Below are 26,531 nucleotides of genomic sequence, written 5' to 3' on the forward strand. Positions count from 1 at the left end.
AACCTGTTAACAGCTTATCATATTGATAAGCAATCAACAGGAAAAATTATAGAGCCAAAAAAACTAGCCATGTTGTTAAAACATGACTAGTTTTTATCTTTATAATTTATTTTTATTAACGATTAAATTAGAATCTTGCCATACCTAATGCATGTTGAGCAGCTAGGTTAAGCAAACTCCATTGACGGTCAAATCCTGGTTGGAAGAAGAAGTCTTGTTCAGCCAAGTCTTCCAAGCGCATCTTATGACTAATTGCCAAAGCTAAAACATTGCCTTGAGCAGTAATATCATACTTAGAAAGGACAGCACCGCCTAAGATTTGGTGAGTATATGGATTAAAGGTTAAGCTGACATATACCTTAGGATTATCTGCTTCTGGAACATAAGCTGGACGCATATGATCTTCATAGAAGCTAGTTTGATAATCAAGCTTATTCTTAGCAGCTGAAAACTTATTTAATCCCGCAGTAGCGAAGTGATAGTCAAAGACGCTAAGAGCTGAAGCACCGATAACACCCTTGAAAGCGCGATCTAGCTTATCTTCAAAGATATGATCAACCACATATTGTGCTTCTCTTCTAGCAGTAGTAGCTAAAGCAATTGGCATTGGCTTACCTACTGGAATAGAAAGTGGCAAAATTGCATCTCCAATAGCGTAAACGTCTTTAACATTCGTTCTCAAGTATGGATCAGTCTTAATCCAGCCTCTTTGATCTAAATCAACGGTGCCCTTTAGCCAATCAGTATTAGGAGTTACCCCTGCTGAAACAACAACCAAGTCAGCTGGTACATCGCCTTGATCGGTCTTGACGCTTTCAACTTTTTCATTACCGTTGAAGCCTTCAATTTTAACACCCATCTTCAAGTCCATATTCTTCTTAAAGGTAGGTTCCAAAACATCAAGCAATTCAGGGTTCAAGTAAGTTCCTAATGGACGATCAATCATGTCCATTAAAGTTACATGCTTGCCAGCTTTAGCAAATACTTCACTAGCTTCAGTACCAATATAACCAGCACCAACAATAGCAACATTCTTAATTGCTGGATTGTTAACAGCACTCATTAACTTAGAAGCCCAATCACGTCCACGCATTAAATAGATATTCTTAAGATCATTGCCAGGTACTGGTAAAACCTTTGGCGTTACACCTGATGAAAGAATTAACTTATCATATTGAACTTCTTCTTCAGAATTATTGGTTAAATCCTTAACTGTTACTGTCTTATGTTCAGGATGAATCGCGGTTACTTCATGGTTGGCATAAACATGACCGCCCTTCTTTTCAACATCTTCAGGAGCAAAGTTTCTGACGTCATCTTCAGCCGTAACTTTATTTTCTAAGTATAATTGCATACCACAGGACATAAATGAAATAAAGTCGCCAGCTTCATAAACAGTTACATCTACATCATTATATTTATCCAACAGCTCAATTGCTGATTCATGACCACCATGTGAAGCACCAACAATTACAATTTTACGTTTATCCATAAAATCCTCCTAACACAATAGTTTCTTCATTACATTTTTAAGGGTAACACTTATTACTTAATGTCTATCATATTTTGCTCAATAAATTGATTAAAAATAAAAGTTTGGAGTTGACGCTCCAAACTTTTTTGCTATATCTTCTGCTCAACATCATGAATCTTCACAACTAATACAGCGCGAATCCAATCAAATTGGGCTTTCATTTGATCAAAATATGCGCCTTCATTAATGAATTGACCACTGCCATGAATATGATAACCGCGACCCATTCCAGCGGTTCCTGAATAATTGTAAGAACCAATCGTAATGATCAGTTCATGTTTTGGATCTTTTTCAAAATCTTGTTCAATCGAGTGCATCCCCGCAGCTGGAATCAAAATTATATCATCAGAAACCACGTTAATATATTGTGACCAAGTATTAACTACGCTAGCTGGATTACCATTAATCGAGACAATCGTTGCCGGCCCTTTGTCTTGTAAAACATCTAAAAAATCTTCGTTCATTATTTTTGTCATGATTTTTACCTCCTATGTTCTGCTATTCAACTATATTCCTAAACACCGCCAAGTTATGACAGAATTTCAAAATTAATATTGCTGGATAATTCGTTGCAACTTTTCCAAATATTTTTCTTTTAATTCTCTTGGCTTAATTATCTTTACTTCAGAACCAAGTGAAATCAAATAATCCACTAGATAATGCAGTTCTTCTTTATTGTAACTGCCATTTAAGTAAATTCCTTGTCGGTTATGAATCACTTTCATAATTGGATATGAATTATATTTTACTTTCTGCTCGCCAGCTTTAGTTAATAAACACTGATATGGGATACAATAATGCTTTTGTTCATATTCTTGGTAGCTTTCACTTAATTCATTTTTACTCATTATTACTCGATCAGGTTTCAGTTGTTTGACCACCTTAAATTTATCCAGACGTAAAACAAACCAACGTTTCAAATCTAAATTATAAGCATGACAGAACCAATTCCCTGCTTGATAAAACAAATCAAGTAGTTGCAACTTTTGTTTTTCTTTAATAAACTGCTGATTTTCAGCCAATACCAAATCATTATTAATGCATGCCTTAAGTAGCAAATCAAAAAATGTCACTTTATTCAAACTAGGCTGACTAACATACTGAACAAATTCTTCCTGAAGATTTATTTGTTTCTGCAACCTAGTAGGCAAATTCTTTAATAACTTGACCTGAATTTTTTGATATGCATTACTATACGGTGTTTCACTAATATTTTTAATCGCCTGTAGGGCAAAGAAAATAGCATTAATTTCTGCTGTATTAAAACGAATTGGCAATAGCAGTTTACTATTAGTAATGTGATAACCACCACTACGACCAGTTTCACTATAAAAAGCTAATCCTAATTGTTCCAAATCCGCAATATCCCGTAAAGCAGTGCGTTCAGATATAGCAAAAGCTTCTTCTAATTCCTTTAAGTGAAATACTTTTTTATCGCTTAGATAGATCAATTCTTGGTTAAGTCGTTCAGATTTTTTCATTTTCTAGTCTTTCCTGTCAAAACATGTCAGTCTTTAAGCTTATAATAAAACTAACAAGCTACTAGAGCAAGGAAGGTATTATTATGGTGGATATTTTAACTAATCAAACTACTAATCAAGAATTCTCAGACTTCACTGTAGAGCAAATTCATAATGTAGATGTTGCCACTACTCATCGTGGTGAACCAAGTGCTCAAGTATGTGATCTGCTTTTAAACAAGAATGGAAAACTATATATCGCTACTTCAAGTCAAAATCCATTCTTCAAAGATTTAATCAAACAACCAAAGGTCATCGTTAATGACTACAAAGGTAATGGCACCATGGATTCATGTGGCTTTTCTATCCGCGGCACTATCCAAAATGTTGGACATGAATACATTGATGAAATATTTGAAAAAAACGATTACTTAAATGAAATATATGCTGATAACGTTGAAGTGGCTAAAGAAGATCTAAGAGTATTGGAAATCACTCCGTTAGAGGCTGGCTATCTTGATCATCGTACCCATCCAATCTTTATGCGAAAATTTAAGTTTTAGTTTTGCCCAGTTATTTAAATAACTGCCGCATTAAAAAATAAGCTGGTCGAAAGACTAGCTTATTTTTCTTTTCAATCTGATAGCCTTGCTTTTTAGTTTCTTCAACTAAGTCGGCATCAACTTCTTCTAGTGCTAATTTCATTAATTCTCTAATCAAATCAAAGAAGTAGCACATTAATGCCTTTTCACGAGCAATAACATTATTTTCAGACTTAATAATTTTCACGATATCAGTTATAATAGATTCCATAAAAGACCAGCTTCTAATGTGTTTTTTGTTCTTAACATCAGACTACTGGTCTTTTTGTTTTGGAGTCAAGTCCTAAAATGGATTTGACTCTTTTTGATTTATATTTAAACGTTACCGCAAACTATTTTACACTTAGCAATCATTGATGAGTATAGCTATTTCTTTTTTCGCTTAATAAACATGCTGCCTAAGCCTAGATTTGATAAAAGTATGCCTAGCCATGAAAGTGATTCTTCTCCTGATTGAGGCAAGGAATTATCGTTTGTTTCAACAGTTTCAGGTTGAACTGGCTTATCATTATCCAGTCTTTGTGGTTTCTACCACATATCCTAAATCTTCATACCTTTTAGCCACTGCATTAAATCCAGCATCCGCTGCTTTTGAATCATAGCCTCTTAATTCAGCGCTTGCCTTACCCTGAGCAATTGTATAAGTACCAACAATTCCTGGATCTTTGGATAAAGTAGGATTATCTTTTCTCAACTTTTTAGCAACTGAATCTGTTAATTTAGCATAGTATGTACCAACATTTTTAGGATTTTCTACAATAGCATCACCATTTTTATCAACCCATTGAAAGCTATCATTATTGATGCTGCTGGTATTTAGTTTTTTATCACCATCTGACAAACTAAACTTATTGACATCAATCTTATTAGTTTCTTTTCCGTCATATTCCTTAGCGTTTTGACTTCCAATTTGCCAAGTATCTGAATCAGTTGCCGGATTATTATGTCCGTTGCTGCTATTATCAGCAGTATCTGCACATACTACATGATGACTTATAGCACCAGCAGTATTTATTCCGGTATCTGCACTCACTACTTGAGAAAAAAGAAACTCCAATCAAAGCTGAGACAGCTCCAACTGATAGTTTCCTAATTGAAGATTTATTTCTTTTATTATTAGATTTCCTTATTTTCTCATTATAGTTATTTTCAGATAACATCTTAATATCACATCACTTAAAGCATGTTTATTCTATATGAATATATTTAACATAGCTATAAGTATTAATAGATCATTATGTATATCTTTTTTTAAGTATTTTATTACTTTTTATAAGTAATATGTAATAAGAGTACCATTGGGCTTATATTAATTTTCTTAAAAATTGTTATTTTTTAATATTTGATTTAAGACAGAAAAAAGCTGATATCCTCATTCACAGAACAAAGTTTTATCAGCTTTTTTCATTTTTTAATATTAAAAAATGAACCTTTTCTCAATGTTTAGCACTAGCTATATAGTAATCATTCATAAGAACAGACTTCGACCAAGTTTCCATCTGGATCCCTAGTATAGACAGAAGTCATTTTTCCATGTGCACCATGCTTCTCTACTGGGCCTGAAATAATCTTTTGATTATTTGATTTATACTTAGCTATCACATTTTTAATAGGTTGATCAGTTTGAAGACAAAAATCAAAAACTCCCGTTTCCAATTGTTTAGCCACAATTGCGTTAACCCCATTAGTCTTTTTTCTCAGTCGAATTAATTGATCACCACATTGAAGAGAAACGAAGCCATTTTGTTCATCAACAATAGGCAATCCTAGAATTTCATGATAAAAATTCTTAGATTTATTTAAATCAGTCACAGTAATTACAAAATGATCCAAAGCAATAATTGTCATATTTTCACTGCTTTACATAAGTTATATTATTAAACGTTTTTATTTTTGGAACGATAAATCAATGGAATAACTTGTTTTTCAAATTCTGAGCTCTTAATTGGAATAATTACATCATCATCAACATTAAAAAGCTTAAGCTGTCCTTTTACTTTAATCGGATCAATCAAATTCTTAAGTTTAATGTACCAATAATAGCATTGATCGACATCATTCCAGTCTATTCGATACAGATCCATCACGCAAAGTGCATATCCTGGTGCAGAATTCGGCACTCTTTTTGCCGTAGAGCACATCAAAATCGGTCCGCGATAATTAGTTTTCCACGTGCGATATTCTATTTTCTTGGTGCCGTTAATCATCTGCATGACATAGTCACCACGCACAGACAAAGCTTTCATTATTTATCCCAGTGTTCTTTGATAAATTTTTCTCGGCCACCCGCTTCTTCCATTGCATAACGAAGCGGATCTTTTTTATAGAAATCTTGGTGATATTCTTCTGCTGGATAAAATGGTTGAGCTGGTTCAATTTGCGTTACAATCGGATCATCGAACTTGCCGCTTTCAGCTAATTCTTGTTTGGACTTCTCCGCAGCTTCCTTCTGTGCTGGTGAGTTATAGTAAATTACGGGACGATATTGATCGCCACGATCTTGGAACTGCCCCATTGCATCCGTGGGATCAGTAACCTGCCAATAATATTGAAGCAACTTTTGATAAGGCATTTTTTCAGGATCGAAAGTAATTTCAACGGCTTCTGTATGCCCAGTTTTACCCGTGCAGACTTCTTCGTAAGTTGGATTGGCAACATGGCCACCAGTATACCCACTAACTACCTTTTCTATTCCGGGCAGCTTATCAAATGGGCTCACCATGCACCAAAAGCATCCCCCAGCAAAGATTGCCGTGTCTAATGCGCCTTTAGGCTTGGTATCAGTGGCTTTGGCTTGTTTGTTGTTCTCTGTCATTCTTTTAAATTCCTCCAAATTCCGTGAAGTTTTCGTTTTTTTCGTTTTTCAATCTTAAACCGAATTATAAACTAGATTATAATAATTTTTCATAATTTTTTAAAATAAAATGCAAAAAGCCACCCAAGAAGGTCTTTCATCCTTCTAAGTGGCTTTTTTACTACATATCTTTTGCAGATTTCGTCAAATCATTCTTATCTGAAATCCAAGTAAACAATGGCAAATCAATATGACCATTTTCGTCAATTAAATTCATTACTTTTTCCATAAAGAATTCCTGCCAATGCTTATCTGGTTGTCCACCGGGATGACCTAATTGAGGAACTAGCCATCCTTCACTCAATGGCTTGATTGGATTAAGACCTACTACCATCCCAATAGTATAGTTTGAAAAATCAAAACTGCCTTCGACTACTTTCCATTTAGGATTTTTCATTAATTCAGGTTGCAATTTATTTAACATTTCAGGTGGAATTTTACCCTCAGTAATTGCCATTCTACCCTTAATTGGGCCATTTTTCTTTTCAAATTCTTGCAAAGTGCCTTGCATAAATAATTTTTGCCCAAATTGATCAAATTTCTTCTCTTCTTTTAACATAGTTAATTAATCAACTTCCTTTAATATGCTTAAGCTTTATTATACAGAATTTTATCAATGAAAAAAGCTTTCAAGATTCAATTAAACCTCTTAATCTTACATCTATAATCTAAATAGTTTAGTCACGTCCTTAGATTTAGTAGATAATATGAATATCATGAAAAAGTTTTTATATTTTATAATTTTACCGATATTAATTTTATTCATTCTATATTTTTATTTACCTTTAAAAATTAATCCGTTAAAAAACGGATCTATCGTGTTAAAGCCTGCACCAGTAACTACTTACACTAATGTTCAAACTAAATTGGCTGGACTCCATGATTTTCCAATTTATCGCAATATTTCTAAAGACGGTGGTATCAATGCTTTCACTTCTACCAAGGATTTCAGGAACGGTTTGCTTCAATCTCTTAAATCAGCGCAAACCAAGCAAGGACGTTTTTATCAATTAACAGTCAACGGTAGACAAATTGGTTGGGTTAATGAAAAATTCTTTTTACGTAGCAAACTACTTGCGGCAAAGCATGTATCTTTAACTCGTAATCCCTATTACTCTTTCCCAGTGAGGGATGCAATTTCTTATATTGCAGACAAGCACGGCACCTTAATCGATCCTAAAAAAGTATCTGCATCCCAAAATTTTGTTAATTCTACAACTCCTGGGAAATTTACAATTAAATTAAAATACCATCATTTAAAAACAACAATCAACGTTCATGTTAGACCTAATTTAAACGAAGGCATTACTGTCGCAAACAGAACTGCTATTGCTGGACCTTCTTTAGTAAAAACATTCTCTGGTAGTTCCAAATCTTCTTCTCCAAATTGGAATCCCGAAAATAATTATCAGCCTGAAACCAAAATTAATAGATATTATGATAATAAGCATAATTTGATGATAACCCAATTTTACCAACCTCGTTTTCATTCATTAACGCCCCAACCTACTCCTCTTAATCAAATAGGAGTTATTCCTCAAGGGATCAGCCTTAAACAAAATCAATTAACTGTTTCATATTTCAGTGAACCTAACGTTGAATGGGGACATCTAGTTACTTATAATCTCAATCATTTGTCCGATCCACTTAAATCACAAAATTTACTTACTATGAAGTGGCGAGAATTTAAAAACACATCACGCAATATTGCAATATCTCCATATATGAAGCTGGGGCACGGACAATCTATCGGCATGACTAAAAAATATATTTATGTACTGGCTAGCAGCAACAAAGAAGCTAATCCCGATAAATCCGAAGAAATTTTTCAAATTTCTAGAAAAAACTACCAAATTAACCATCTTTGGACTATAAAAGTATGGAATCGTTCTAGCTATTATCCACGCTATTTTCATAACGCTTGCTTTATTAATAGTCACTTAATGTACGTTACTTTTCATAATGCCAGCAAAGGATTATATGAATACTGGAAATTAAGTCGAAACGGAAATACATGGATGCCAACAGAAATCGGAGCAACTCAATCTGATTTTGTAAAAAACAATTCACCTCTGCAAGGCTTTACCTCTAGTCGTTCTAAGTTTTACCTAGCTTTTAACGATAATTTATTCATAATTACCCATCCAGGAAAACTCATACAGCACTACCAATTTCATACCTTGCGCGAAACCGAAGGGATAGCTGTAGAAAATGATCGCCCTTATATTGAATTGGCACGCAGACCCGAATTGCTACAAATAAAAAATCAACAAAATAAAAAGAATTGATAATCACAAATTAACTATGATTATCAATTCTTTTTTATTATCTTATCTAAATCACAACTGCTAAAGCCTCATACGGCTTTAAGATGATCTCTTGTTTAAATTGGTTACTGTTATGTTCATAATTGCTAATTAAAACTTGATAGTTCTTATTAACATATTCTTTAGGTAATTTAGCCTGACATTCCTTGCCATAGAAGTTAGTAAAGACTAATAATTTTTTATCACTATTATCTAAGAAGCGTTCATATGCAAAAACTTGTGGATGATCCTTCAAGAACATCTTAATATGCCCATCAGAAATTAACTTTTCATTCTTACGCAACTTAATTAGTTTTTGATAATAGTCAAAAATTTCGCCACTTGATAGTTCTTTCTCTACATTAACTTGCTTTTGATCAGTTGGCATCAGCCATGGCTTTACATCGCTAAAGCCAGCATATTGACTATCATCCCAATGCATTGGCACACGTGAATTATCTCTTGCCTTGGTCTTAATGATTTCAAAAGCGTCTTTTTCACTCATGCCTTTTGCCGTTAATTCTTTAAATGCATTTTTTGCTTCAACATCAACGTAATCATTCATAGATGAATAATCTGGATCCATCATTCCGATTTCCTCACCCATATAAATGTATGGCGTACCACGCATTAAATGAGTTGCAGTTGCAAGCATCTCTGCGGACTTTTCACGATACTTTCCAGTATTACCGAAACGATTCAACGCCCAAGGTTGATCATGATTATTCCAAAATAGCGCATTCCAACCCCCACCTTGGTCCATCTTTTCTTGCCATTCAGTAAATAATTCCTTGAGCTTCATAAAATCAAATGGCATCTTAGACCATTTTTCACCATCTTTATAATCAACTTTCAAATGATGGAAAGTAAAGACCATGGATAATTCATGTTCACTTGGCTTGGAGTATTCAATTGAATTAGCAATTGTGGTTGATGACATTTCTCCTACTGTTACAGAATCGGGATCTTGACCAAAAGTTGCAGCGTTCATTTCCTTTAAATACTTATGAACTACAGGAGTATCTGTGTACAAACTTTTTTCTTCAACTGGATCAGTTGAATCAACCAATTCTTCATCCTTGCCAATAACATTAATTACATCAAAGCGGAAGCCATGTATGCCCTTGCTGCGCCAGAAGTTAATTACCTTGAACAACTCTTTTCTAACTTCAGGATTATGCCAATCAAGGTCAGCCTGAGTTGGATCATATAAATGAAGGTAATAATAATCTGTATCACCAAATTTGGCCCAGGCAGAACCACCGAATTTGCTTTGCCAATTATTAGGTACGCTGCCATCTGGCTTAGCCTTTCTCAAATAAAAAAACTTGCGGTACTTTTCATCCCCTGCCAATGCTTTTTTAAACCAAATATTCTCAGTAGAACAGTGATTAAGCACCATATCTAACATGACGCCAACACCGATTTCCTTTAATTTAGCAACCAATTCTTCAAAATCAGCCATCGTACCAAAGCGAGGATCGATATTATAGTAATCTGCAATATCATAGCCGCTGTCATTCTGCGGCGATACAAAAAATGGATTAAACCAAAGCATATCAACATTAAGTTTCTTAATATAGTCAATTTTTTGAATAATGCCTGGAATATCGCCAATTCCATCACCATTAGAGTCATAAAAAGATTTGGGATAAATTTGGTAAATAACTTTTTTGCCTAAATCATTCATATAAATCCTCCTAAAACTTAATTTTTTGTCTTCGTGCAAAATCAATAAATTCGAATTTATCTGGATTGTGGAAAGATAAAGTTAATTGGAACAAAGTTGTGTCCGCCAAGAAATTATGACTAGCAATCAAAACAGCCATCTTATCTGATAACTGCAATTTATTCTGTAATTCTTTATCTATTTTTTCTACAGTAATTACCTTAGTTGCATACGAAATATCTAATCCTAATTCATTTTCTAAGTATACGTAAATAGATTTTTCAGCAGCTTCCTTAGGTAAATCTTTAATTGGCGGATTAAATAAGAAATCGCAGTCAAGCACTTCTGGTTCACCATCAATTAAACGTAAACGTTCAATATAAGTACCCGCTTGCTTTTCCTGCTCTGGAAAATGCTTCTTAAATAAAGAAGGCAGATCTTCCATCTTTTCATAATCCAGCAATTCAGTCTTAGCATTCATTCCCAGCGACTTATTTAATTCCGCAAAACTGGAAATCCCTGATATAGGAAAAGAATATTTTCCCAGGTCCAGAACTATTGAACCTTTTCCTTTAATCTTCTGAATTAATCCTAAAGAAGTTAATTGCTCTAGTGCCTTACGCACGGTCTCACGTGAGGAACCGTATAACTCAGCCAGTTGATTTTCACCAGGTAGAAATTCGCCCCACTGAAATTGCTTGTGCTGAATCTTTAAGGCCAGATCTTGAGCAATTAAATCTGATTTTGATTTAGCCATATTATCTTTCCTTTCTTCAAATCAAGTTTATTATATTATTCATGTATGGACATGTAAATAATTATTTTATTTACTAATTTATCAGTAAAGTAACCATTTTCAAAAAATATCTTGACAGCATGTATATACATGTTTATTATAATAATCAACAAGTTGAATGAAAGCGTTTTTTAAGTTAACGAGGAGGCTTTTTTTATGGGACATGGTGAAATTGAATTACTTGCACCTGCTAACGGAGAAGTAATTGCATTAAGCAAAACAAGCGATCCTATTTTTAGTAAAGGAACAATGGGTCAAGGCTTCGGTCTTACTCCATCTGATGGTGAAGTTGTCGCACCAGTCAGCGGCAAAGTGACAATGATTGCTGAAACTAAGCATGCAATTGGTATTACCACTGATGATGGACTAGAAGTTTTAGTCCACATGGGCGTTGACACTGTAGGCCTTAACGGCGAACCTTTTGAAGTTTTAATTAAAAATGGCGATACTGTTGAAGAAGGACAAGATATCGCCACTATGGATCTCGATTTTATTAAAAATAAAGGTCTTGATACTACCATTATGATTTTGATTACCAATTCTAGTATGAAGATTGATGGACTCGATGTCGAAGAAGGGCCTGCCAAAACTGGCGATGTGGTTGCTCATGCTTATCTAAAAGAAGATGAAGAAGATACTTCAGACAAGAAACTCTCTTATGATGAACTTGCAACTTTTATCATTAAAAATGTTGGTGGCAAGGATAACATCAACAGCTTGGTTCATTGTATTACGCGTTTACGTTTTAACTTAAAGGATGAATCAAAAGCTAATGACGACAAGTTAAAGAATCAACGCGGAATTTTGGACATTATGCACGCTGGTGGTCAATACCAAGTAGTAATCGGTAACGAAGTTACTAATGTCTTCGATGCTGTAATGAAGCAGCTTCCTGGATTAGGCAACAATCCTGCTCCTGAACCAACTAACCAAGACGATGGCAAAAATCATGTTTCAAGAGCATTTGGTAATTTAATCGGATTTATTACTGGTTCAATGAGCCCAGTAATTGGTGTAATTGCTGCATCAGGTATTATCAAGGGTTTGCTCGCACTTTTGACCCTGCCACAACTCGGTGCTTTATTAAATGTAAAAAGTCCCGTTTACATTACTGTCAGTGCAATGGCAGATTCTGCCTTCTTCTTCCTTCCTATTATGGTTGGTTTTGCCGCAGCTAAGAGATTAAACAGTGATCCAATTATCGCTGCTGTAATCGGTGGTTTTATCACCTACCCTCAAATGATTTCTTGGGGTACAGCAGGAAAAATGATGTTCAATCTAGGTAGTTGGAACTTCCAATTCTTGAACTACAGTTACTCCATTTTCCCAATGATTTTAGCTGCATGGCTAGCTGCAAAATGTGAGCAATGGCTTAAGAAAGTTCTACCAAGCTACTTACAAATGATCTTTATTCCATTAATTACCATTTTGGCTGTATCTACTATCACCTTAGTAGTTACTGGTCCAGTTATTCAAGGTGCCGCTAATGGTATCGCTGTCTTCATCAACTGGTTGGTTTCCGCATCTGGCTGGGTTGGCGGCTTAATCATTGGTGCCTTCTACCAATTGCTCGTTATCTTTGGATTACACTGGGGTGTGGTTCCACTTATCGCTCAACAAATTGCCGGAACTGGTCAAAGTGCATTGAACGCAATTGTATGTTCAACTATGGTTGCTCAAGGTGCTGCAGTTTTAGCAGTTGCTATCAAGTCTAAGAAAGCTGACATGAAGGAATTAGGTATTGCCGCAGCTATTTCAGCCTTCTGCGGTGTTACTGAACCAGCTCTTTATGGTATTAACTTAAGATTTAAGAAAGTCTTCGCTTCAGGTTGTATCGGTTCCGCCTTTGGTGGTTTAGTTACTGGATTGATGCACGGAACTATGTATGGTTTTACTGGTGGTTTGATCGGCTTCTCAAGTTTCTTTAACCCAGTTCACCCTACTCAACTCAACAGTTTCTACACTTTCTTAATCTCTAGTGCTGTATCAATTATTGTAGCCTTCATCGCTACCTGGGTTTGGGGTTACAATGACAACATGACTATGGGTAAAAAAGTTGAAAAGAAGAAGCGTCCAGGTTCTGTAAAGTAAATATGTATTAAAAAGTGCGAGTTCAATTAAGGCTCTATAATTTTTCCTGTTGATGACTTATCAATATGATGAGCTGTTAACAGGTTTTTTATTGCATAAAAAAGGAGGACATAGTCCCCTGTAATAAAAAATCTATCCTACTAAACATTTTATAAATAAAGGTGTGTTTCTATGTCCTCTTTTAATAATTGTATTAAATTTGATCTTGATATTAAAGAAAAAAATATTGTTTTCGTAAATTGCAATAATAAATTGAACGCTTAAGCTGCTTGATAGATTTGATCTAATTCTCTCTCAAAGATTTCATCTGGCGTGTGATATGCCAGGATCTTTCTGGGCAAAGAGTTGCACCAGGTTTCAATATCAATGATTTGTTGGAGAGAATAGTTATTGATGCAGTCTCCTTTAGGAATGAATCTGCGGATCAGGCCATTATGTCTTTCAACAGTTCCTTTATCACAAGAAGTATAAGGATGAGCATAATAAATAAGCGTTTTAGAGACTTGTTCCAGATTAGCTAGATCCGCAAACTCTGAACCATTATCAGTAGTAATTGTCTTAAAGATATCGTTCCAATGCTCGCTGTACTGTTTTTGAAGCATTTGAAAAGCCTGCATGACGCTGGCAGAGGTCTTGTCAGGTATACGAATAATCAGGAATTCGCGGCTCATGCGCTCGGAAAGAGTTAACAGAACCTGATCGTCCTTGGTCTTATGACCCAAGACAAGATCGCATTCCCAATGACCAAATTCGCTGCGCTGCTCAATCTCTTTAGGCCGCTCTTCGATGCTTCGTCCCAGCTTCTTCCTGTTTTGGCGAACATGATGAAGCTTGGTATTGCGCTTGAGCTTTTCGGGCAAGTTATAGTTTTTGATGGTCATCAGTCCTTGATCAACGTAGTTGTACAGAGTTCTGGTGCAGACTGTTTGATAATGCGAGAATTCCCCGGTAGCTAAACTACGGTTGGCACAAACGTCAAGCGACCAGCCGTCTTCAAAGAAATGCTTAATGACATAATTGATAAAGCCAGCCTTCTTCAAGAAAGCTGATTTGCGGCCACAGTGGCGCTGATTTATTTGATAAACGCTTTGGCCCTGATCAGCCTTGTAGCGCTTCTGCTTGCCGTGATAGAGAGAAACAGTGCCCCGTCTGACTTCATATAGCTGATCGTAGAAGGAGAGCAGCCCAGTTCGCGAGCAATTGCTCTAATAGAGCAGCCATCTTTTAAGCGAGTTTGGATAATAACCCGTTCTTCAAATGACAAGTGCTTGCCTTTAACGTGCTGATTCATGGTAGAATGTAAAGAGTCCATTTGTGACCTCCAATAGATGTTTTTGTGGTTATTAACATTCTATCAAACAGGTCCAGATGGACTTTTATTTTTTACAAAGTGTTCAACTTAATTTTACAATCGGCCTATTTTAATCCTAATAGAAGGGGTAAAATAAAACCTGCAATTCCATAAGATATACCGTTATTTACCATAAAGGGCACATCATACTGTTTTAGAAGTGTAGATTGACTTATACCTAGATCGTTGCAGAATAAACAATATAGTATTGCTCCCGCTCCGCCTGTCATTAAATTAGGATATATGATATTTTTATCTTGATATTCAGGTATTCCTAGAAAAGTCTTGTTTTGGATATTTCTTCTTATTAATTTTTCGACTTCATATTTCAAATCATCAAAAAATTCTTGCTTATAAATTTTTTTAAATAAATTATTTCGTTTATTTAAAAAGTAAACGCAATTTAAAATACCAAGTTTTCCATATTCTATTCCATTTTCATCTGTTTCATGGTATTTAATCAGACTATGAATTAATCTCTTTCTAATATAAGAAAATGAAGGATAATCTGAGGTTTTAACCAATAAATTAAATCCTATTAGTAAACCTGCTGTCCCATTGGCCAAATCAGCAGGTATACTAAGATGAATTTTTTGCAATGAGTTTAATTTATATAGTAAGTCTAACAATGGTTTATTTTGTTCAAACCAATCATACGAGAAAGGAACTCCTTTTTCTAATGTTTTAGGAAATTAAATTAAGGAATCATTCATCCTTACACAAACTATTTTACAGTCTCGACAAAAATACAGCTCAAAAAAGAAAACAATATTAAAATCGTTAACCAAAAAGATTTAAGCAAAAGCACGTTACTAACCAACCAGTAACGTGCTTCTTTCTATTCTGCTATATCCAATCTCACTCTTTGATCCGCCACCTGCTCAATGAAATACTCATCGTGTTCAATAAGCAGCATAGCAGGTTTGACCTTTTTCAATAATTCAATCAGTTGATCTTGATTAAAAACATCAAAATAATTAGCCGGTTCATCCCACAAATACAAGTCGGACGGTTCAACTAGCGACTTAGCCAATGCTACTCGCTTCTGTTGTCCCATACTCATTTCTTCAATCAGCGTTGCAAAACTGGCTCGGGGAAAGCCCAGCTTTTTCAAATTATTCAGCAATTCTTCATAAGAAATTTTATGTTCATATGCAAAATTATGTAAAGTTCCCTTATACTCTGTAAAGTCCTGTGGCAAATAAGAAATTGATAAACCATCAGCTAATTCATACTTACCTTGGTATTTAACTGTTGGTGCTTTATCTAGCAGCATTTTCAAAAAAGTCGATTTACCTGAACCATTTCGTCCTTCAAGAGAAACAACTCCATGATTTTTGACCACTAAATTTAAATCTTTAAATAAACTTTTACCATCTATTTGAAGATCAAGATGTTGGATTTCAAGCAAAGTGGAATGATAGTTAGCCTTGAAATTCATGCTTAATTCAGGAATATCTTCAATGTTAGTCATTAGGCCCTGCTTAGCTTGAATCTTATGATCCATTCTATCTCGAGCGTTAATCGACTTCTTCATCATTTTGGCAGCCGCATGACCAATGGCTCCTTTATTTAATCTAGTTCGCCGATTAAGAACATGCTGATATTTTCGACCAATATTTTTTCTAGCCTCTACTTTCTGGGCCCAATGATAAAATTGCTCCTTTTGCTGATGTAATTCGTTAATCTCACCCTTCAGCTTTTGATTTCTCTCTCGGTTAAACTCATCCCTCTTCTGCTTTGTATCTTCATATGTCGCAAAGTTCCCCTGATACAAATGAATCTCCGTATTTTCAATCGCCAAAATATGGTCGGTCACCTGATTCAAAAAATCACGATCGTGACTAACCACGATATAGCCCTTCTCATGCTTACCTAGATAATTGCTAATCTCTTGTCTGCTATCTTCATCAAGATGATTTGTAGGTTCGTCAATCAAGGCAAAAGAATCCTTATTTGTAAAAGACAACGCTAGTAAAACCTTAGTCTGCTCGCCGCCACTTAAAGTGTTAAACGGTTGCCATAACAAGTCTGGATTAACGTTCATCAAATTTAATTCACGGTCTAGCTCCCACTCTTCAAAATTAGTTTGCTTTTGTAACTCATATAAAGTGATGTTAGCGGGATCAGCAATTTTAATCGGATAATATGAAAAATTCAACCGGGTTTGAATGTCGCCCAGACCATGTAGTTTTCCACGCAGCAAGTTTAAAAATGTAGTCTTACCGCGACCGTTTCTGCCAACTAACCCCAGTTTCCAAGTACTATCTAGATTCAGGTTTAAATTGTTAAAAATATTCTCACTGCTGTCATCATATCTAAAAGACAAATTTGAAATTCTAATGTTGCTCATAAAATCGCCTCGCAAAAAAGAGCCCACACTTTTGACAAGTGCAGACTCTCCCTCATTATTTGCGCATAGAAAAAGAAGATATCGCCTGTTGCTAATCTTGTCAAAAGTGCATAGTCTCTCCGTCATAATCTGGAATAATTATTCAACTATGCTTAAATTTGCAAGATTAAAGACGCAACGGCGACCCTTCTTTCTATAAAATGAATTTCAATTGATGAAGCAATAATATCACGACACTTTATAAATTACAAGCTTATACTCTAAAATGTTATTATGATGTTAGAAAATATTAGGTCAATACAGTCATTTTGCTTCAAATGACCCTATTTTCCTAAGAATGCAACTTGTTTTAGCCAATATCTGCCGTTAACCTTTTTAAAACACTCCGTTTATCTATGATAATAACCGAAGCTATAAGGACAACTTTACAACAGCGTCAACCCAGCTAAAGCCAGTCGCCAAGCTATTTTCGTTTGTCAAGTGGACGCTCAAATGAGAGGCGACCATTTGACTGGATGCAACACTGCATCCTCTATCCCTTCATCTAATGAAAATTTAGGGAATACTTTTCTGATTATCTGCAAGGCTCCGTTAATATCCGCATTAACCAGTCTGCCGTTATTCGACTGGAACAGCCCACGGTGAATGCGTCTGTTAATCGGGGTTTTGCCTTGTCTTTTACGGCTCTGGTTGCCGTTTTCCCAGCAAGGCTTTTCATGATCCAAAGCACTTGTCTGACTAGTGTAGCTTTCATTAGTTCTAATGACGCTAATGCCGGCTAGGTTGGCTTTATATTGAATCATGTCGATCATGACCTTGTGCGGAATGCCGATAAAGTTTTGATTGTTCTTTCTGCCCATATCGGAACTGCGCTTCCAAGACTTGTTATTGCCGATCACGATCGTATTTGCACCACAGCTTAGCGCATAATCAACGATGCGCTTGGATGCTTTGTGGGCAAACTGCCGGATCTTGCGATTGCGCCATGCCGTAATTCTGCGCATGGCTTTGGTCTCCCGATAAACTGGCTTCTTTCCCTGCTGGGTATCAACTATGCTTTCAAGCTGATGATACCGAGCCTGCAAAGCTTTTAGCCTTGAACGCTCCTTGTTGTAGTACTGATTAACCGATTTGATGGCCCGACCATTAACAAGCAAAGGCGCTTTTTGGATATTAGCCACGCAAGCAAAGGCATTGTCTACTCCCGGATCAATACCCATGTAGCGACCGTTATCAGGCAAATAGTCAATATCTCGATTTGTTTTGTATTGCACGATGGCCTTATAACCGCCATAGACCGGCTTAAAAGCTACTCTTTGAATAGCCTTGACCTGAGGTGTTAATTTCAGTTTGAAGCCAAGCTTAGGTATGATTAAATAGTCATCCTTTACTTTGGCGTTTTGATTAGTGACAAAGAAGACATGTCTTTGACCTTTGGCTAAGTACTTAGGCATTCTTGGCCGACCGGTAAATTTGCCGGGGTTGGCTTGATATGCTTTGAGTGCCTTAAGCCAAGCCGACCAGATAGTATTGACTTCTTTTAGAGTCTGTTGGGCGCTTTGAACATAGAATAATGAGTGGTAAAGCATAGATTCACGAGCGCTATAGCGCTTTTTGAATCTTTGGTCTAAATCGCAATAGCCTTTGACGTAATTTCTTTTAAAGAAGCCCTGACGTAGATCATAAAGGGCACGGTTATAAAGATCATGACTGGCATGACTGCACTGATCCAGCTTGCTGTTTCCAGCAACCAGGTATTCGCTGGCTAGATGTTCATATTTAGCCTTGTTTCTAGGCACGATTTTCTTACGCATAGTTTCGCATCCTTTAAAATATGATTAGTCTACTTAGTCTTTTCCTTTTGATTCAAAGTGGCTTCAAAAAGCTTTCTTTCAGCTCTGCTATGGGAATATTCTCTCATTGAAAAGCAGTGAAGCAGGCTAATGATTTCTTCAAACAATTCCTGCTCATCAGTTTTGGGGTTCATCTCATCTGAAATCACGTCAATTTCAGTACCGTAGTTTTGAAATAAATATTCAAACAGTTCAAAGCCCACCCGACTTAAGCGATCTTTGTGAGTGATAATAACCCGCTTGACCTTGCCTGCTAAGATTAAGTCAAGCATCTTGAAAAACTGCTTTCGGTTCTTGAAAGAAATGCCACTGGCAATATCTTGAAAGCTATCGTTTGCCTGAAAGCCTTTGCTTTGGGCAAAATCAGACAGCTCCTGCATTTGATTAGCCAAATCAGCTTTCTGCTTATAGGTTGAAACTCGGCCATATAAAACGGTCAAGCGTTTGGAATGTTTATTCTTAAGCAAAAAAACGGAATCATCATCAAAATCATATTGACCGGTTGGCAATTTTTTAGCCTCAAGGATTTCTTTTTCACGATAGCGTTTCAGAGTTGAACGACTGATTTGAAGCAAATCCATCACTTTTCCAGCTTTCAAAAGATCATCTCCTTCACTAATATTATATCATATATACTCATAAAGTCATTAAAGCAAGACTTAAAAATAAGCAATCATATCAAGTGATTGCTTATGAAATAATTAAACTAATAATTTATGACTATACATTTAGTGAAAATAACTAGCTGTCTCAACATAAAAGACTATCATTATTTACTGTTCTCCAATCTCTGATTGATTTTCTTAACATCTTTCCACAAATGCCAGAAATATAACCCATAGGCAATAACATACATAATTACAAAACTAGCAAATGCACTAAATACCAACGTCCAAGAAAACTGCCAATTATTAAGATAAAGATTTAAAAGCAACCACGCCGCAAAACAAACGAAGAAATTAACCACTACCTGCTTTCTCAATGACCATTGATCTTTATCAAAAATCCAACTAGCAAGATAGAAAAATACGCCAATCAAAAATGAAGCTACCAGCCAAAAAAGAAAACTTGATACAAACATCTTTGCATTTTCAACACTTTGCCCATTAACCGAAAGCACCAAATCAACCGCCATCCAAATCATGCCAATTCCGATTCCTACCAACGCACTTATAACCATATTTTTAAAAGTTTTCATAGCCCTAACCTCTCTTTCAAATCTTTGATTCTACGCCGAGAAACTTGTACCCTTATCTTATTTGTCAAAATTGCATCAATATTGCCATTGTTCAATATTTGCAAGTGATCTAATTGATGATAATTAATAATCGCACCTCGCGAGACGGCGATGAATTCATGCGGCAATAAATTTTTAACCTGATACAAACGAACCTTATACAAGTAAATATTGTCTGCAGTGTAAATTTTAGTTTTTTCCTCCTCGACTTGAATTAAAGCAATTTTTGAAAAATTGACTGGAAAAGCATCCCCATTTTTAAAGCACCAAAGAAAATCCTGTTTTGAATTCAACTCTTTTGTAATTCGACTAATCTTATCAGTCATTTTCTTTAACCAAAACTCTGCCTTTTCCTCCTGAAGACTTTCATCAATATTGAACTTAACCTTCATTTGCATCCCCTCCTGACTTTGTTACCAGTATATGCTCTTTTGACGTTAATACCAGTCATTTCAGGTAAGTGGTAGTTCTAGGGCGGTAAATGGTTATTTATAAACAAAAAAAGCGAGATTTTCATCTCACCTTTCAATATCTAATCCTTTATTTTTATCTAGTAGTTACCTGCTTTTGTGCTTGCCACCAACTTGGTAAACCTGCGAGCAATCTATCTAATGCAGCTCTACGCTGTGACACTTGATTTCTTTCATCAATATTCATCTCGCCAAATGTCTTACCTAGCTTCGGAACAACGAATGAAGAATCATAACCATAAGTACTATTGCCAAAAGGATATTTTGCAATCACGCCGCTAATTCGACCAGAGCTAACAATATCATTATCTTCTTGACCAGGCCAACTGAAAGCAAAAGTCGTGTAATAACTGGCCGTTCTTTTTTCACTAGGTACTCCACCTAAATAGCCAAGCAGTCTTGCCTTATCATCTTGACCATTATGATGATAAGGTAAAATCTCTAACGAATTGAACAAATAATCAACACTTAGTCCAGAACTTTCAGATAATGTTGGCAACTTGGTATACTCAGCCAAGCGATGAGCCGTATTTCTCGCATTATTCAAAAATGTTTCCTCAGAATACGACTTTTGCGGCGCATAATCTATTGAAGATAATCCGATGACTTCAATATCTAGATTTAATTCACCTAAAATTTCTTGTAAATCGTTTACTTTATCTTGATCGTAAGTTGTATATAATAATTTATCCATTTTCTTTTTCTCCACTTTCATTTAAAAGCTCTGTTTGTTTTATACCAATTTTATGTATCCGGTATCAAGATACAGTTTCATTGTCTAATCTTTGTGAAGTAGAGTCAAGAATAATGGGCTGTGTTACTGGCCTTTATTATCGATATTGGCTTATTAACGTACTTTATTTATATTACTCATATGTTGCTTGTGAAGTTTTAAATACTAAGCGTTTATTTTTATCTAGACCAATTGAAAAACAGACGTAGAATTTTAAAAATTCTATGTCCATTTTGATGAGTAATTTTATACTAAATATTTTGTCTTTTCCGCACAATCAAAAGCCAAATAAGATGTCCAACTAAAACAATTAATGCAAATACAGCCAGCACTGCTAAATTTATCAACTTAATTGGCATCGTTTGAACTACGCCGGCACCGTCCACGTGTCGCATCATAATGAAAATTGCCAAAAGTATGAATAAAATAAGCCAAATTACACTACTAATTTTTAAAGCTTTCATTTCTATTTGTCCTCCCTCAATTTTGTATATATATTATCACTAGTCATACACAAAAAAGAGTCCAAAAAAGACTCATTTTTCTTATCTATTCAAATTGCTTCCAATAATCAGCCAAATACCGTGTAGTTAAACTATCTGGATGCTTGACTAATTCTCGTGGCATCCCTTCAGCCACGATTCTACCACCAGCTTTACCGCCGCGTGGTCCTAGATCCAAAATATAATCGCTATTAACAATTAAATTCAAATCATGTGTGATCGTAATAATGGTTGCACCTTGATCAAGCAATTTTTGCATTACGGTTACCAAAACCTTCACATCTAAGGGATGCAAACCGATCGTTGGTTCATCGAAGACAAACAAAGTATCATCTTGCTTATGACTCAAATGAGTAACCAGCTTCAATCTTTGTGCTTCACCACCAGATAAAGTTGGTGTACTTTCACCTAAATGCAAGTAATCCAAACCGACTTCTTTTAACAATTTCAATTCTCGTTCAATCTTCGGTGCCTTTTTGAACACAGGTAGTGCTTCATTAATATCTAAATTAAGCACATCAACAATTGACATTCCGTGCCACTTTACTTGTTGAATTGCTGGATTATAACGTTCACCATGGCAAGTAGGACAAGTCTGCTGCATATCTGGCAAAAATTGAATATCTAACGTCACAATTCCCGTTCCACCACAAGTTGGGCAAGCTCCTTCTTTATTGTTATAAGAGAAGTAGCTTGGCGTGTAATGCTTTTCTTTTGCTAGTGGCTGCCGAGCAAAAAGCTTACGCAGATTATCCATGATTGAAGTATAGGTTGCTACAGTTGAACGGGTACTCTTACCAATCGGAGTCGCATCAACACTAACTACATTATGAACCGGTGAAGAGAATTTCTTAATTTGTTTAGGTAACTTCTCGCCCTTTGCCTGTGCCTCAATAGCCGGAACTAAGGAATCCAAAATCAAACTGGTCTTACCTGCTCCAGAAAAGCCTGTCACTGCAGTAATTTGATTAACTGGAATACCAGCTTTAATATCATGTAAGTTGAAATAATGCTCTATTTCAAATTTTATTTGATCGCTATTAATCTTATCAGTCGTTTTTCTTGCCATCAAATCAGCTTTACCATTTAAATATGGTGCAATCAAAGATTTTTTATTATCTTCTAATTCTCGAGGCGTACCTTGAGCTAGAATTTGACCACCTTGTTCACCAGATCCTGGTCCGATTTCGATGATTTCATCGGCTGCCTTAATAATATCGACATTATGATCAACCACGACCAAAGAATTGCCTTGATCAACTAATTTGCGCAAAACCTTAATCAAACCATCGACGTTAGCGGGATGGAGCCCAATTGATGGTTCATCTAATACATAAAGAACGCCTGTAGTTTCTGTTCTTAAAGTTCTGGCCAATTGGATTCGTTGCAATTCACCGGTTGAAAGTGTATTTCCTGCTCGAGCCATAGTCAAATAATCTAAGCCCAAATCAAGCAATGGCTGCAAATTATTGATAAATTCCTTGATCAAGGAAGATGCCATCTGGTGCATCTCTTCCGGTAATTTGGCTAAAACTTCTTTACTCCAAGCAGGCAAATCACCTAGTTGCATATGTTCAACTTCATCAATATTCTTGCCATTAACTAATTGCTTGAGTAATTCAGGACGAAGCCGTGTACCATGACAAACAGGACAAGTTGAATAAGTGAAGAATTCGGCGATTCTCTTTTGTGCACGTTCACTCTTGCTACTCTTGGCTGAACGAAGAACTGCCTGGTGAGCATTTTCATAAAGAGCATTAAAGTCATGGAACACGCGGCCAGTGCCTGATAAAAAGTCCATCTTATATTTCTTTTCTGGACCATTTAAGACAAAGTCTTTTTCTTTATCAGTTAAATCTTTAAATGGAACATTGATACGAACTCCTGCATGCTCTGCCACACTAGGCATAAAATTACGCCCTGGTAAGGACCACGAAGCAACTGCGCCGTCTTCAATTGATAAGTTTTCATCAGCGATCAATTTATTTTCATCAAGTTGACGCACCTTGCCTGTACCGCCACATTCAGTACATGCACCGTCTGAATTAAATGCAAATTCTTCAGCGCTTGGGACATAAAACTTTACGCCACAAGTTGGACAAGTGATTCGTCCCATTTCTTCGCCGGATTTTGACATTGCTTCAGCTATTGCCAGACTTGGTGCAACTCGGTGACCATTAGGACAGATAGGTGAACCAAGTCGTGAAAAAATCAAGCGCAAGACATTAAAAGTTTCAGTTGTTGTACCAACATTTGCTCTTTCATTAGGAACACTGGGACGCTGACGCAGAGCCAATGTTGACGGAATATGCTTAACCGAAGTAACATCAGCTTGTGCCCCCTGCTTAATTCGTCTTCTCATATATGTAGAAAGTGCATCAAGATACCGGCGCGATCCTTCTTCATAAAGAATTCCCATAGCTAGGGATGATTTCCCCGATCCAGACAATCCTGAAATAGCTACAAACTTATGCAGCAGAATATTGACGTCAATATTTTTTAAGTTGTGAACTTTTGCTCCTCTAACTTCCATTTGCTTTGGTAATGCCATAATATCCCTTCTTAATTAACAGTCTTTATAAAAATAAATATCTGCTTTTTCTTCTTGAGCAGTTCCACGATAGTCGCGATTATTAAAGCCACCAATTTCAAAACCATTTTTTAGATAGAATAAACAAGCTGATAAATTATTATCTTGAGCAATCGTGTATATTCCTTGCATCCCCTCACCTTTAGCATTTTTCATACATTCCGCAATTAGCTTACTGCCTATTCCTTGTCCACGATAGGCAGAACTAACTTTTAAATCATCTAAATACAGATATTTGAACATGCCTTTTAGTAAAATTGCTAATCCTATGCACTTATTTTTATCGTAGGCAGCTAGATAGATCGCATTTTTATCATATTGATAATCTTCGTCAGGAAAACAAGTCATACTGGACTGCTTAAACTTCTCTATTTGATAATTCCAATGTCCATTTTTTAGACTGGGAATCATCTTGCCCCAGATAGTAAAAGGTTCATTCTTTATGTTAATATCTTCTAAATTTGTTATTTGCTTAATTTGAATATTCATCTAATCGCCCTCTGCCATTTCAGAATATGCGTGACTATTAACTATAACTCATTATCAGTTATAGCATACGCTAATATACTGTCTTTAGTTAAACCCAGACGTTCAATATTAATACCTATATTGAATTGCCATAAATCATCACCTAATTCAAGGTCATTAGCTTCGGCATATTTTCTAATTACAGCCAGACCTTTTTCAATGCCAATTCCTGTACTTTCGACTTTAGCAACTATATACTAACCATCGTTTTGAGTAATGATAGGGATTTTGACTTCATCATCGTAAGACTTTTCCTTAATGATTCTAAAACCGAAATCTGCATATTGGTTGGCATGTGCTTGCGGCAAAGCGGTTAAAAAGCCAGACAGCATCTTGTTAGTCATTAAGCCTGCACCAACTTCTTGATAGAATTCACTATACGCACGAGCAATTTCTTCTTCAGAACAATCTGCCTTAAAATCTGAACACCAGAATTCTCTCTTTGGTAAAAAGCATTTTTTAGCCACATAAAAATCAGTATTTCTTAACTGTGTATTGTGTGATTCTTTTTGTCGCAAAATAGGCAAAATTTGCTGGAGATTTTGAATTCGTTGTTCGATCTTTTGTCTTAATGGGATTAGCTTCTTATTCAAAGCATCAGAACTATCATCACTAAGATAATCTTTGATTTCTTCTACTGATAATCCTAGATCACGCAAACCCAAAATAAATTCGATCTGATAAAGCTGCCCATAACTGTAATAGCGATAGCCATTTTCAGCGATTTTAGCTGGTTTAAAGATATCTTTTTGATCATAAAAAATTAAAGTCCGTCTAGTAGTTTGAGCAATTTTAGCAAATTCAGAAATCGACAATAATTTTTTCGTTGGCATGCTTTAACACCTCTATTTTTTATTTATAATTAAATTTTGTTATGAATCAAGCTTTGATTGCCACTCGAATAATGCCAGCAGGCACTAAAAATAATTACCTCTTTGCTTTTTAGATCAACTGAGTACACAATTCGATTATCCTGGCTAATCCTTTTTGAATATACAGCTGGCTTAACGCCTCTTTTGGCTAAGAGCTCAAAATGATGAGTTCTAATTAAAGGATCGGTTTCCAATTCATTATGGATTTTGCGATAAGTTTTATATAAACTAGCAGACTTTAGGTTTTTAATATGCTTTTTTAGAATACGTCTTTCCTTAACGTTAAACATTTTTTCTCCTCTTATTTTTAGTTAAAAATAAGGTATCACCTAAGGTTACAGTTAAGCGAATATTCTAATTTTCGGTAAAATTTATTATCTTAACTTTTAAGCTATCTATGACGCCGCGGGACAGTTATATAATGAAAGAAAAAGACGGAGAAAGATTATAGAACTAGAACAAACTATCTTTAATAAATATCAACCTAATTTTCAGCTGCTAACGAAATATGGTTTTGTTAAGAAGTCTAACTATTTTTATTACCAAACGGACTTTCATAATGATAAATTCCAAGCTCAAATTTTTATCTCTCATGATCAAAAAATCATCGGTAAGGTCATTGATCTCGATATTAATGATGAATATTTGCCAGTTCACTCTATTCAAACGGGCAAATTCGTTTATGAAATAAGAAAAGAATACATTGCCATATTAAAAGTGAAGTGAGAC

26 protein-coding genes and 2 pseudogenes are annotated in these 26,531 nt (G+C 35.6%); 3 read left to right on the forward strand and 25 right to left on the reverse strand.

The window, feature by feature from the left end; translation table 11 throughout:
* Positions 1 to 127 precede the first annotated feature (127 nt).
* From AADV52_RS03190 to AADV52_RS03200, 3 genes are all read right to left on the reverse strand, one after another.
* The gene (locus tag AADV52_RS03190; RefSeq protein WP_014918818.1) at positions 128 to 1,492 is read right to left on the reverse strand and encodes an NAD(P)/FAD-dependent oxidoreductase; all 1,365 of its coding nucleotides are present in this window, start codon (positions 1,490 to 1,492) and stop codon (positions 128 to 130) included.
* Positions 1,493 to 1,623: 131 nt separating this feature from the next.
* Positions 1,624 to 2,010, reverse strand: a complete 387-nt coding sequence (locus tag AADV52_RS03195; protein WP_006351716.1) for a hypothetical protein — start codon at positions 2,008 to 2,010, stop codon at positions 1,624 to 1,626.
* 72 nt (positions 2,011 to 2,082) lie between these two features.
* A complete protein-coding gene (locus AADV52_RS03200; RefSeq protein ID WP_014918819.1) occupies positions 2,083 to 3,015 on the reverse strand; it encodes a helix-turn-helix transcriptional regulator in 933 nt (310 codons plus the stop codon).
* 83 nt (positions 3,016 to 3,098) lie between these two features.
* Between AADV52_RS03200 and AADV52_RS03205 the strand changes: the two genes are divergently transcribed.
* Positions 3,099 to 3,557 (forward strand): hypothetical protein, encoded by a 459-nt coding sequence (locus AADV52_RS03205; RefSeq protein ID WP_014918820.1) that lies wholly within the window; start codon positions 3,099 to 3,101, stop codon positions 3,555 to 3,557.
* Positions 3,558 to 3,615: 58 nt separating this feature from the next.
* Here the strand turns inward: AADV52_RS03205 and AADV52_RS03210 are convergent.
* The 7 genes and pseudogenes from AADV52_RS03210 to AADV52_RS03240 all read right to left on the reverse strand — a co-directional run.
* Positions 3,616 to 3,807: pseudogene (locus AADV52_RS03210) on the reverse strand (ISLre2 family transposase); the annotation flags it as partial.
* Positions 3,808 to 4,104: 297 nt separating this feature from the next.
* Positions 4,105 to 4,653, reverse strand: a complete 549-nt coding sequence (locus AADV52_RS03215; RefSeq protein ID WP_014918822.1) for an MBG domain-containing protein — start codon at positions 4,651 to 4,653, stop codon at positions 4,105 to 4,107.
* Positions 4,559 to 4,756 (reverse strand): YSIRK-type signal peptide-containing protein, encoded by a 198-nt coding sequence (locus tag AADV52_RS03220; protein ID WP_079227780.1) that lies wholly within the window; start codon positions 4,754 to 4,756, stop codon positions 4,559 to 4,561. The genes AADV52_RS03215 and AADV52_RS03220 overlap by 95 nt, the downstream gene beginning before the upstream one ends.
* Before the next feature lie 304 nt (positions 4,757 to 5,060).
* The gene (locus tag AADV52_RS03225; RefSeq protein ID WP_014918823.1) at positions 5,061 to 5,444 is read right to left on the reverse strand and encodes a VOC family protein; all 384 of its coding nucleotides are present in this window, start codon (positions 5,442 to 5,444) and stop codon (positions 5,061 to 5,063) included.
* 29 nt (positions 5,445 to 5,473) lie between these two features.
* Positions 5,474 to 5,842: an ASCH domain-containing protein gene (locus AADV52_RS03230; protein ID WP_014918824.1), complete on the reverse strand. Its 369-nt coding sequence runs from the start codon at positions 5,840 to 5,842 to the stop codon at positions 5,474 to 5,476.
* Positions 5,842 to 6,411 carry a peptide-methionine (S)-S-oxide reductase MsrA gene (gene msrA, locus AADV52_RS03235; protein ID WP_003626428.1) on the reverse strand — a complete coding sequence of 190 codons (570 nt, stop codon included), beginning with the start codon at positions 6,409 to 6,411 and terminating at the stop codon, positions 5,842 to 5,844. Before msrA ends, AADV52_RS03230 begins: the two co-directional genes overlap by 1 nt.
* 160 nt (positions 6,412 to 6,571) lie before the next feature.
* A complete protein-coding gene (locus AADV52_RS03240) occupies positions 6,572 to 7,009 on the reverse strand; it encodes a hypothetical protein (RefSeq protein ID WP_014918825.1) in 438 nt (145 codons plus the stop codon).
* A 157-nt stretch (positions 7,010 to 7,166) separates the two neighbouring features.
* On the opposite strand from AADV52_RS03240, the gene AADV52_RS03245 reads away from it, so the two are divergent.
* Positions 7,167 to 8,738, forward strand: a complete 1,572-nt coding sequence (locus tag AADV52_RS03245; RefSeq protein WP_227028422.1) for an SH3-like domain-containing protein — start codon at positions 7,167 to 7,169, stop codon at positions 8,736 to 8,738.
* A gap of 46 nt (positions 8,739 to 8,784) precedes the next feature.
* On the opposite strand, the gene treC is transcribed toward AADV52_RS03245, so the two are convergent.
* Positions 8,785 to 10,446, reverse strand: coding sequence for an alpha,alpha-phosphotrehalase (gene treC / locus AADV52_RS03250; RefSeq protein WP_014918827.1), 1,662 nt, complete (start codon positions 10,444 to 10,446; stop codon positions 8,785 to 8,787).
* A 10-nt stretch (positions 10,447 to 10,456) separates the two neighbouring features.
* Positions 10,457 to 11,182 carry a trehalose operon repressor gene (gene treR / locus AADV52_RS03255; protein WP_003626436.1) on the reverse strand — a complete coding sequence of 242 codons (726 nt, stop codon included), beginning with the start codon at positions 11,180 to 11,182 and terminating at the stop codon, positions 10,457 to 10,459.
* A 195-nt stretch (positions 11,183 to 11,377) separates the two neighbouring features.
* Here treR and AADV52_RS03260 point away from each other — a divergent pair, with 195 nt between their 5' ends.
* Entirely contained in the window at positions 11,378 to 13,312 is a 1,935-nt protein-coding gene (locus AADV52_RS03260) for a glucose PTS transporter subunit IIA (RefSeq protein WP_003626438.1), read from the forward strand.
* Between the two features lie 260 nt (positions 13,313 to 13,572).
* Here the strand turns inward: AADV52_RS03260 and AADV52_RS03265 are convergent.
* The 13 genes and pseudogenes from AADV52_RS03265 to AADV52_RS03325 form a co-directional block, all read right to left on the reverse strand.
* Positions 13,573 to 14,624, reverse strand: a pseudogene (locus AADV52_RS03265) (IS30 family transposase).
* A gap of 104 nt (positions 14,625 to 14,728) precedes the next feature.
* The gene (locus AADV52_RS03270) at positions 14,729 to 15,262 is read right to left on the reverse strand and encodes a hypothetical protein (RefSeq protein ID WP_107775373.1); all 534 of its coding nucleotides are present in this window, start codon (positions 15,260 to 15,262) and stop codon (positions 14,729 to 14,731) included.
* A 239-nt stretch (positions 15,263 to 15,501) separates the two neighbouring features.
* On the reverse strand, positions 15,502 to 17,016 hold the full coding sequence (abc-f, locus tag AADV52_RS03275; RefSeq protein ID WP_014918829.1) for a ribosomal protection-like ABC-F family protein: 1,515 nt from the start codon (positions 17,014 to 17,016) through the stop codon (positions 15,502 to 15,504).
* A gap of 488 nt (positions 17,017 to 17,504) precedes the next feature.
* Positions 17,505 to 18,830 (reverse strand): RNA-guided endonuclease InsQ/TnpB family protein, encoded by a 1,326-nt coding sequence (locus AADV52_RS03280; RefSeq protein WP_014918830.1) that lies wholly within the window; start codon positions 18,828 to 18,830, stop codon positions 17,505 to 17,507.
* Between the two features lie 29 nt (positions 18,831 to 18,859).
* On the reverse strand, positions 18,860 to 19,468 hold the full coding sequence (locus tag AADV52_RS03285) for an IS607 family transposase (protein ID WP_014918831.1): 609 nt from the start codon (positions 19,466 to 19,468) through the stop codon (positions 18,860 to 18,862).
* Positions 19,469 to 19,638: 170 nt separating this feature from the next.
* Positions 19,639 to 20,067 (reverse strand): DUF3021 domain-containing protein, encoded by a 429-nt coding sequence (locus tag AADV52_RS03290; protein WP_014918832.1) that lies wholly within the window; start codon positions 20,065 to 20,067, stop codon positions 19,639 to 19,641.
* Positions 20,064 to 20,498: a LytTR family DNA-binding domain-containing protein gene (locus AADV52_RS03295; protein WP_014918833.1), complete on the reverse strand. Its 435-nt coding sequence runs from the start codon at positions 20,496 to 20,498 to the stop codon at positions 20,064 to 20,066. Before AADV52_RS03295 ends, AADV52_RS03290 begins: the two co-directional genes overlap by 4 nt.
* Before the next feature lie 154 nt (positions 20,499 to 20,652).
* On the reverse strand, positions 20,653 to 21,270 hold the full coding sequence (locus AADV52_RS03300; protein WP_014918834.1) for a non-canonical purine NTP pyrophosphatase: 618 nt from the start codon (positions 21,268 to 21,270) through the stop codon (positions 20,653 to 20,655).
* Between the two features lie 290 nt (positions 21,271 to 21,560).
* Complete coding sequence (locus AADV52_RS03305; RefSeq protein WP_014918835.1) at positions 21,561 to 21,773, reverse strand: DUF3923 family protein; 213 nt, start codon at positions 21,771 to 21,773, stop codon at positions 21,561 to 21,563.
* Positions 21,774 to 21,858: 85 nt separating this feature from the next.
* Positions 21,859 to 24,363 (reverse strand): ATP-binding cassette domain-containing protein, encoded by a 2,505-nt coding sequence (locus tag AADV52_RS03310; RefSeq protein ID WP_014918836.1) that lies wholly within the window; start codon positions 24,361 to 24,363, stop codon positions 21,859 to 21,861.
* Positions 24,364 to 24,378: 15 nt separating this feature from the next.
* The gene (locus AADV52_RS03315; RefSeq protein ID WP_014918837.1) at positions 24,379 to 24,891 is read right to left on the reverse strand and encodes a GNAT family N-acetyltransferase; all 513 of its coding nucleotides are present in this window, start codon (positions 24,889 to 24,891) and stop codon (positions 24,379 to 24,381) included.
* A 236-nt stretch (positions 24,892 to 25,127) separates the two neighbouring features.
* The gene (locus AADV52_RS03320; RefSeq protein WP_014918838.1) at positions 25,128 to 25,763 is read right to left on the reverse strand and encodes a MerR family transcriptional regulator; all 636 of its coding nucleotides are present in this window, start codon (positions 25,761 to 25,763) and stop codon (positions 25,128 to 25,130) included.
* A 29-nt stretch (positions 25,764 to 25,792) separates the two neighbouring features.
* Positions 25,793 to 26,092 (reverse strand): type II toxin-antitoxin system YoeB family toxin, encoded by a 300-nt coding sequence (locus AADV52_RS03325; protein ID WP_014918839.1) that lies wholly within the window; start codon positions 26,090 to 26,092, stop codon positions 25,793 to 25,795.
* Positions 26,093 to 26,531 lie beyond the last annotated feature (439 nt).

The sequence above is a fragment of the Lactobacillus helveticus genome (assembly GCF_046109915.1).
Taxonomy (GTDB): Bacteria; Bacillota; Bacilli; order Lactobacillales; family Lactobacillaceae; genus Lactobacillus; species Lactobacillus helveticus.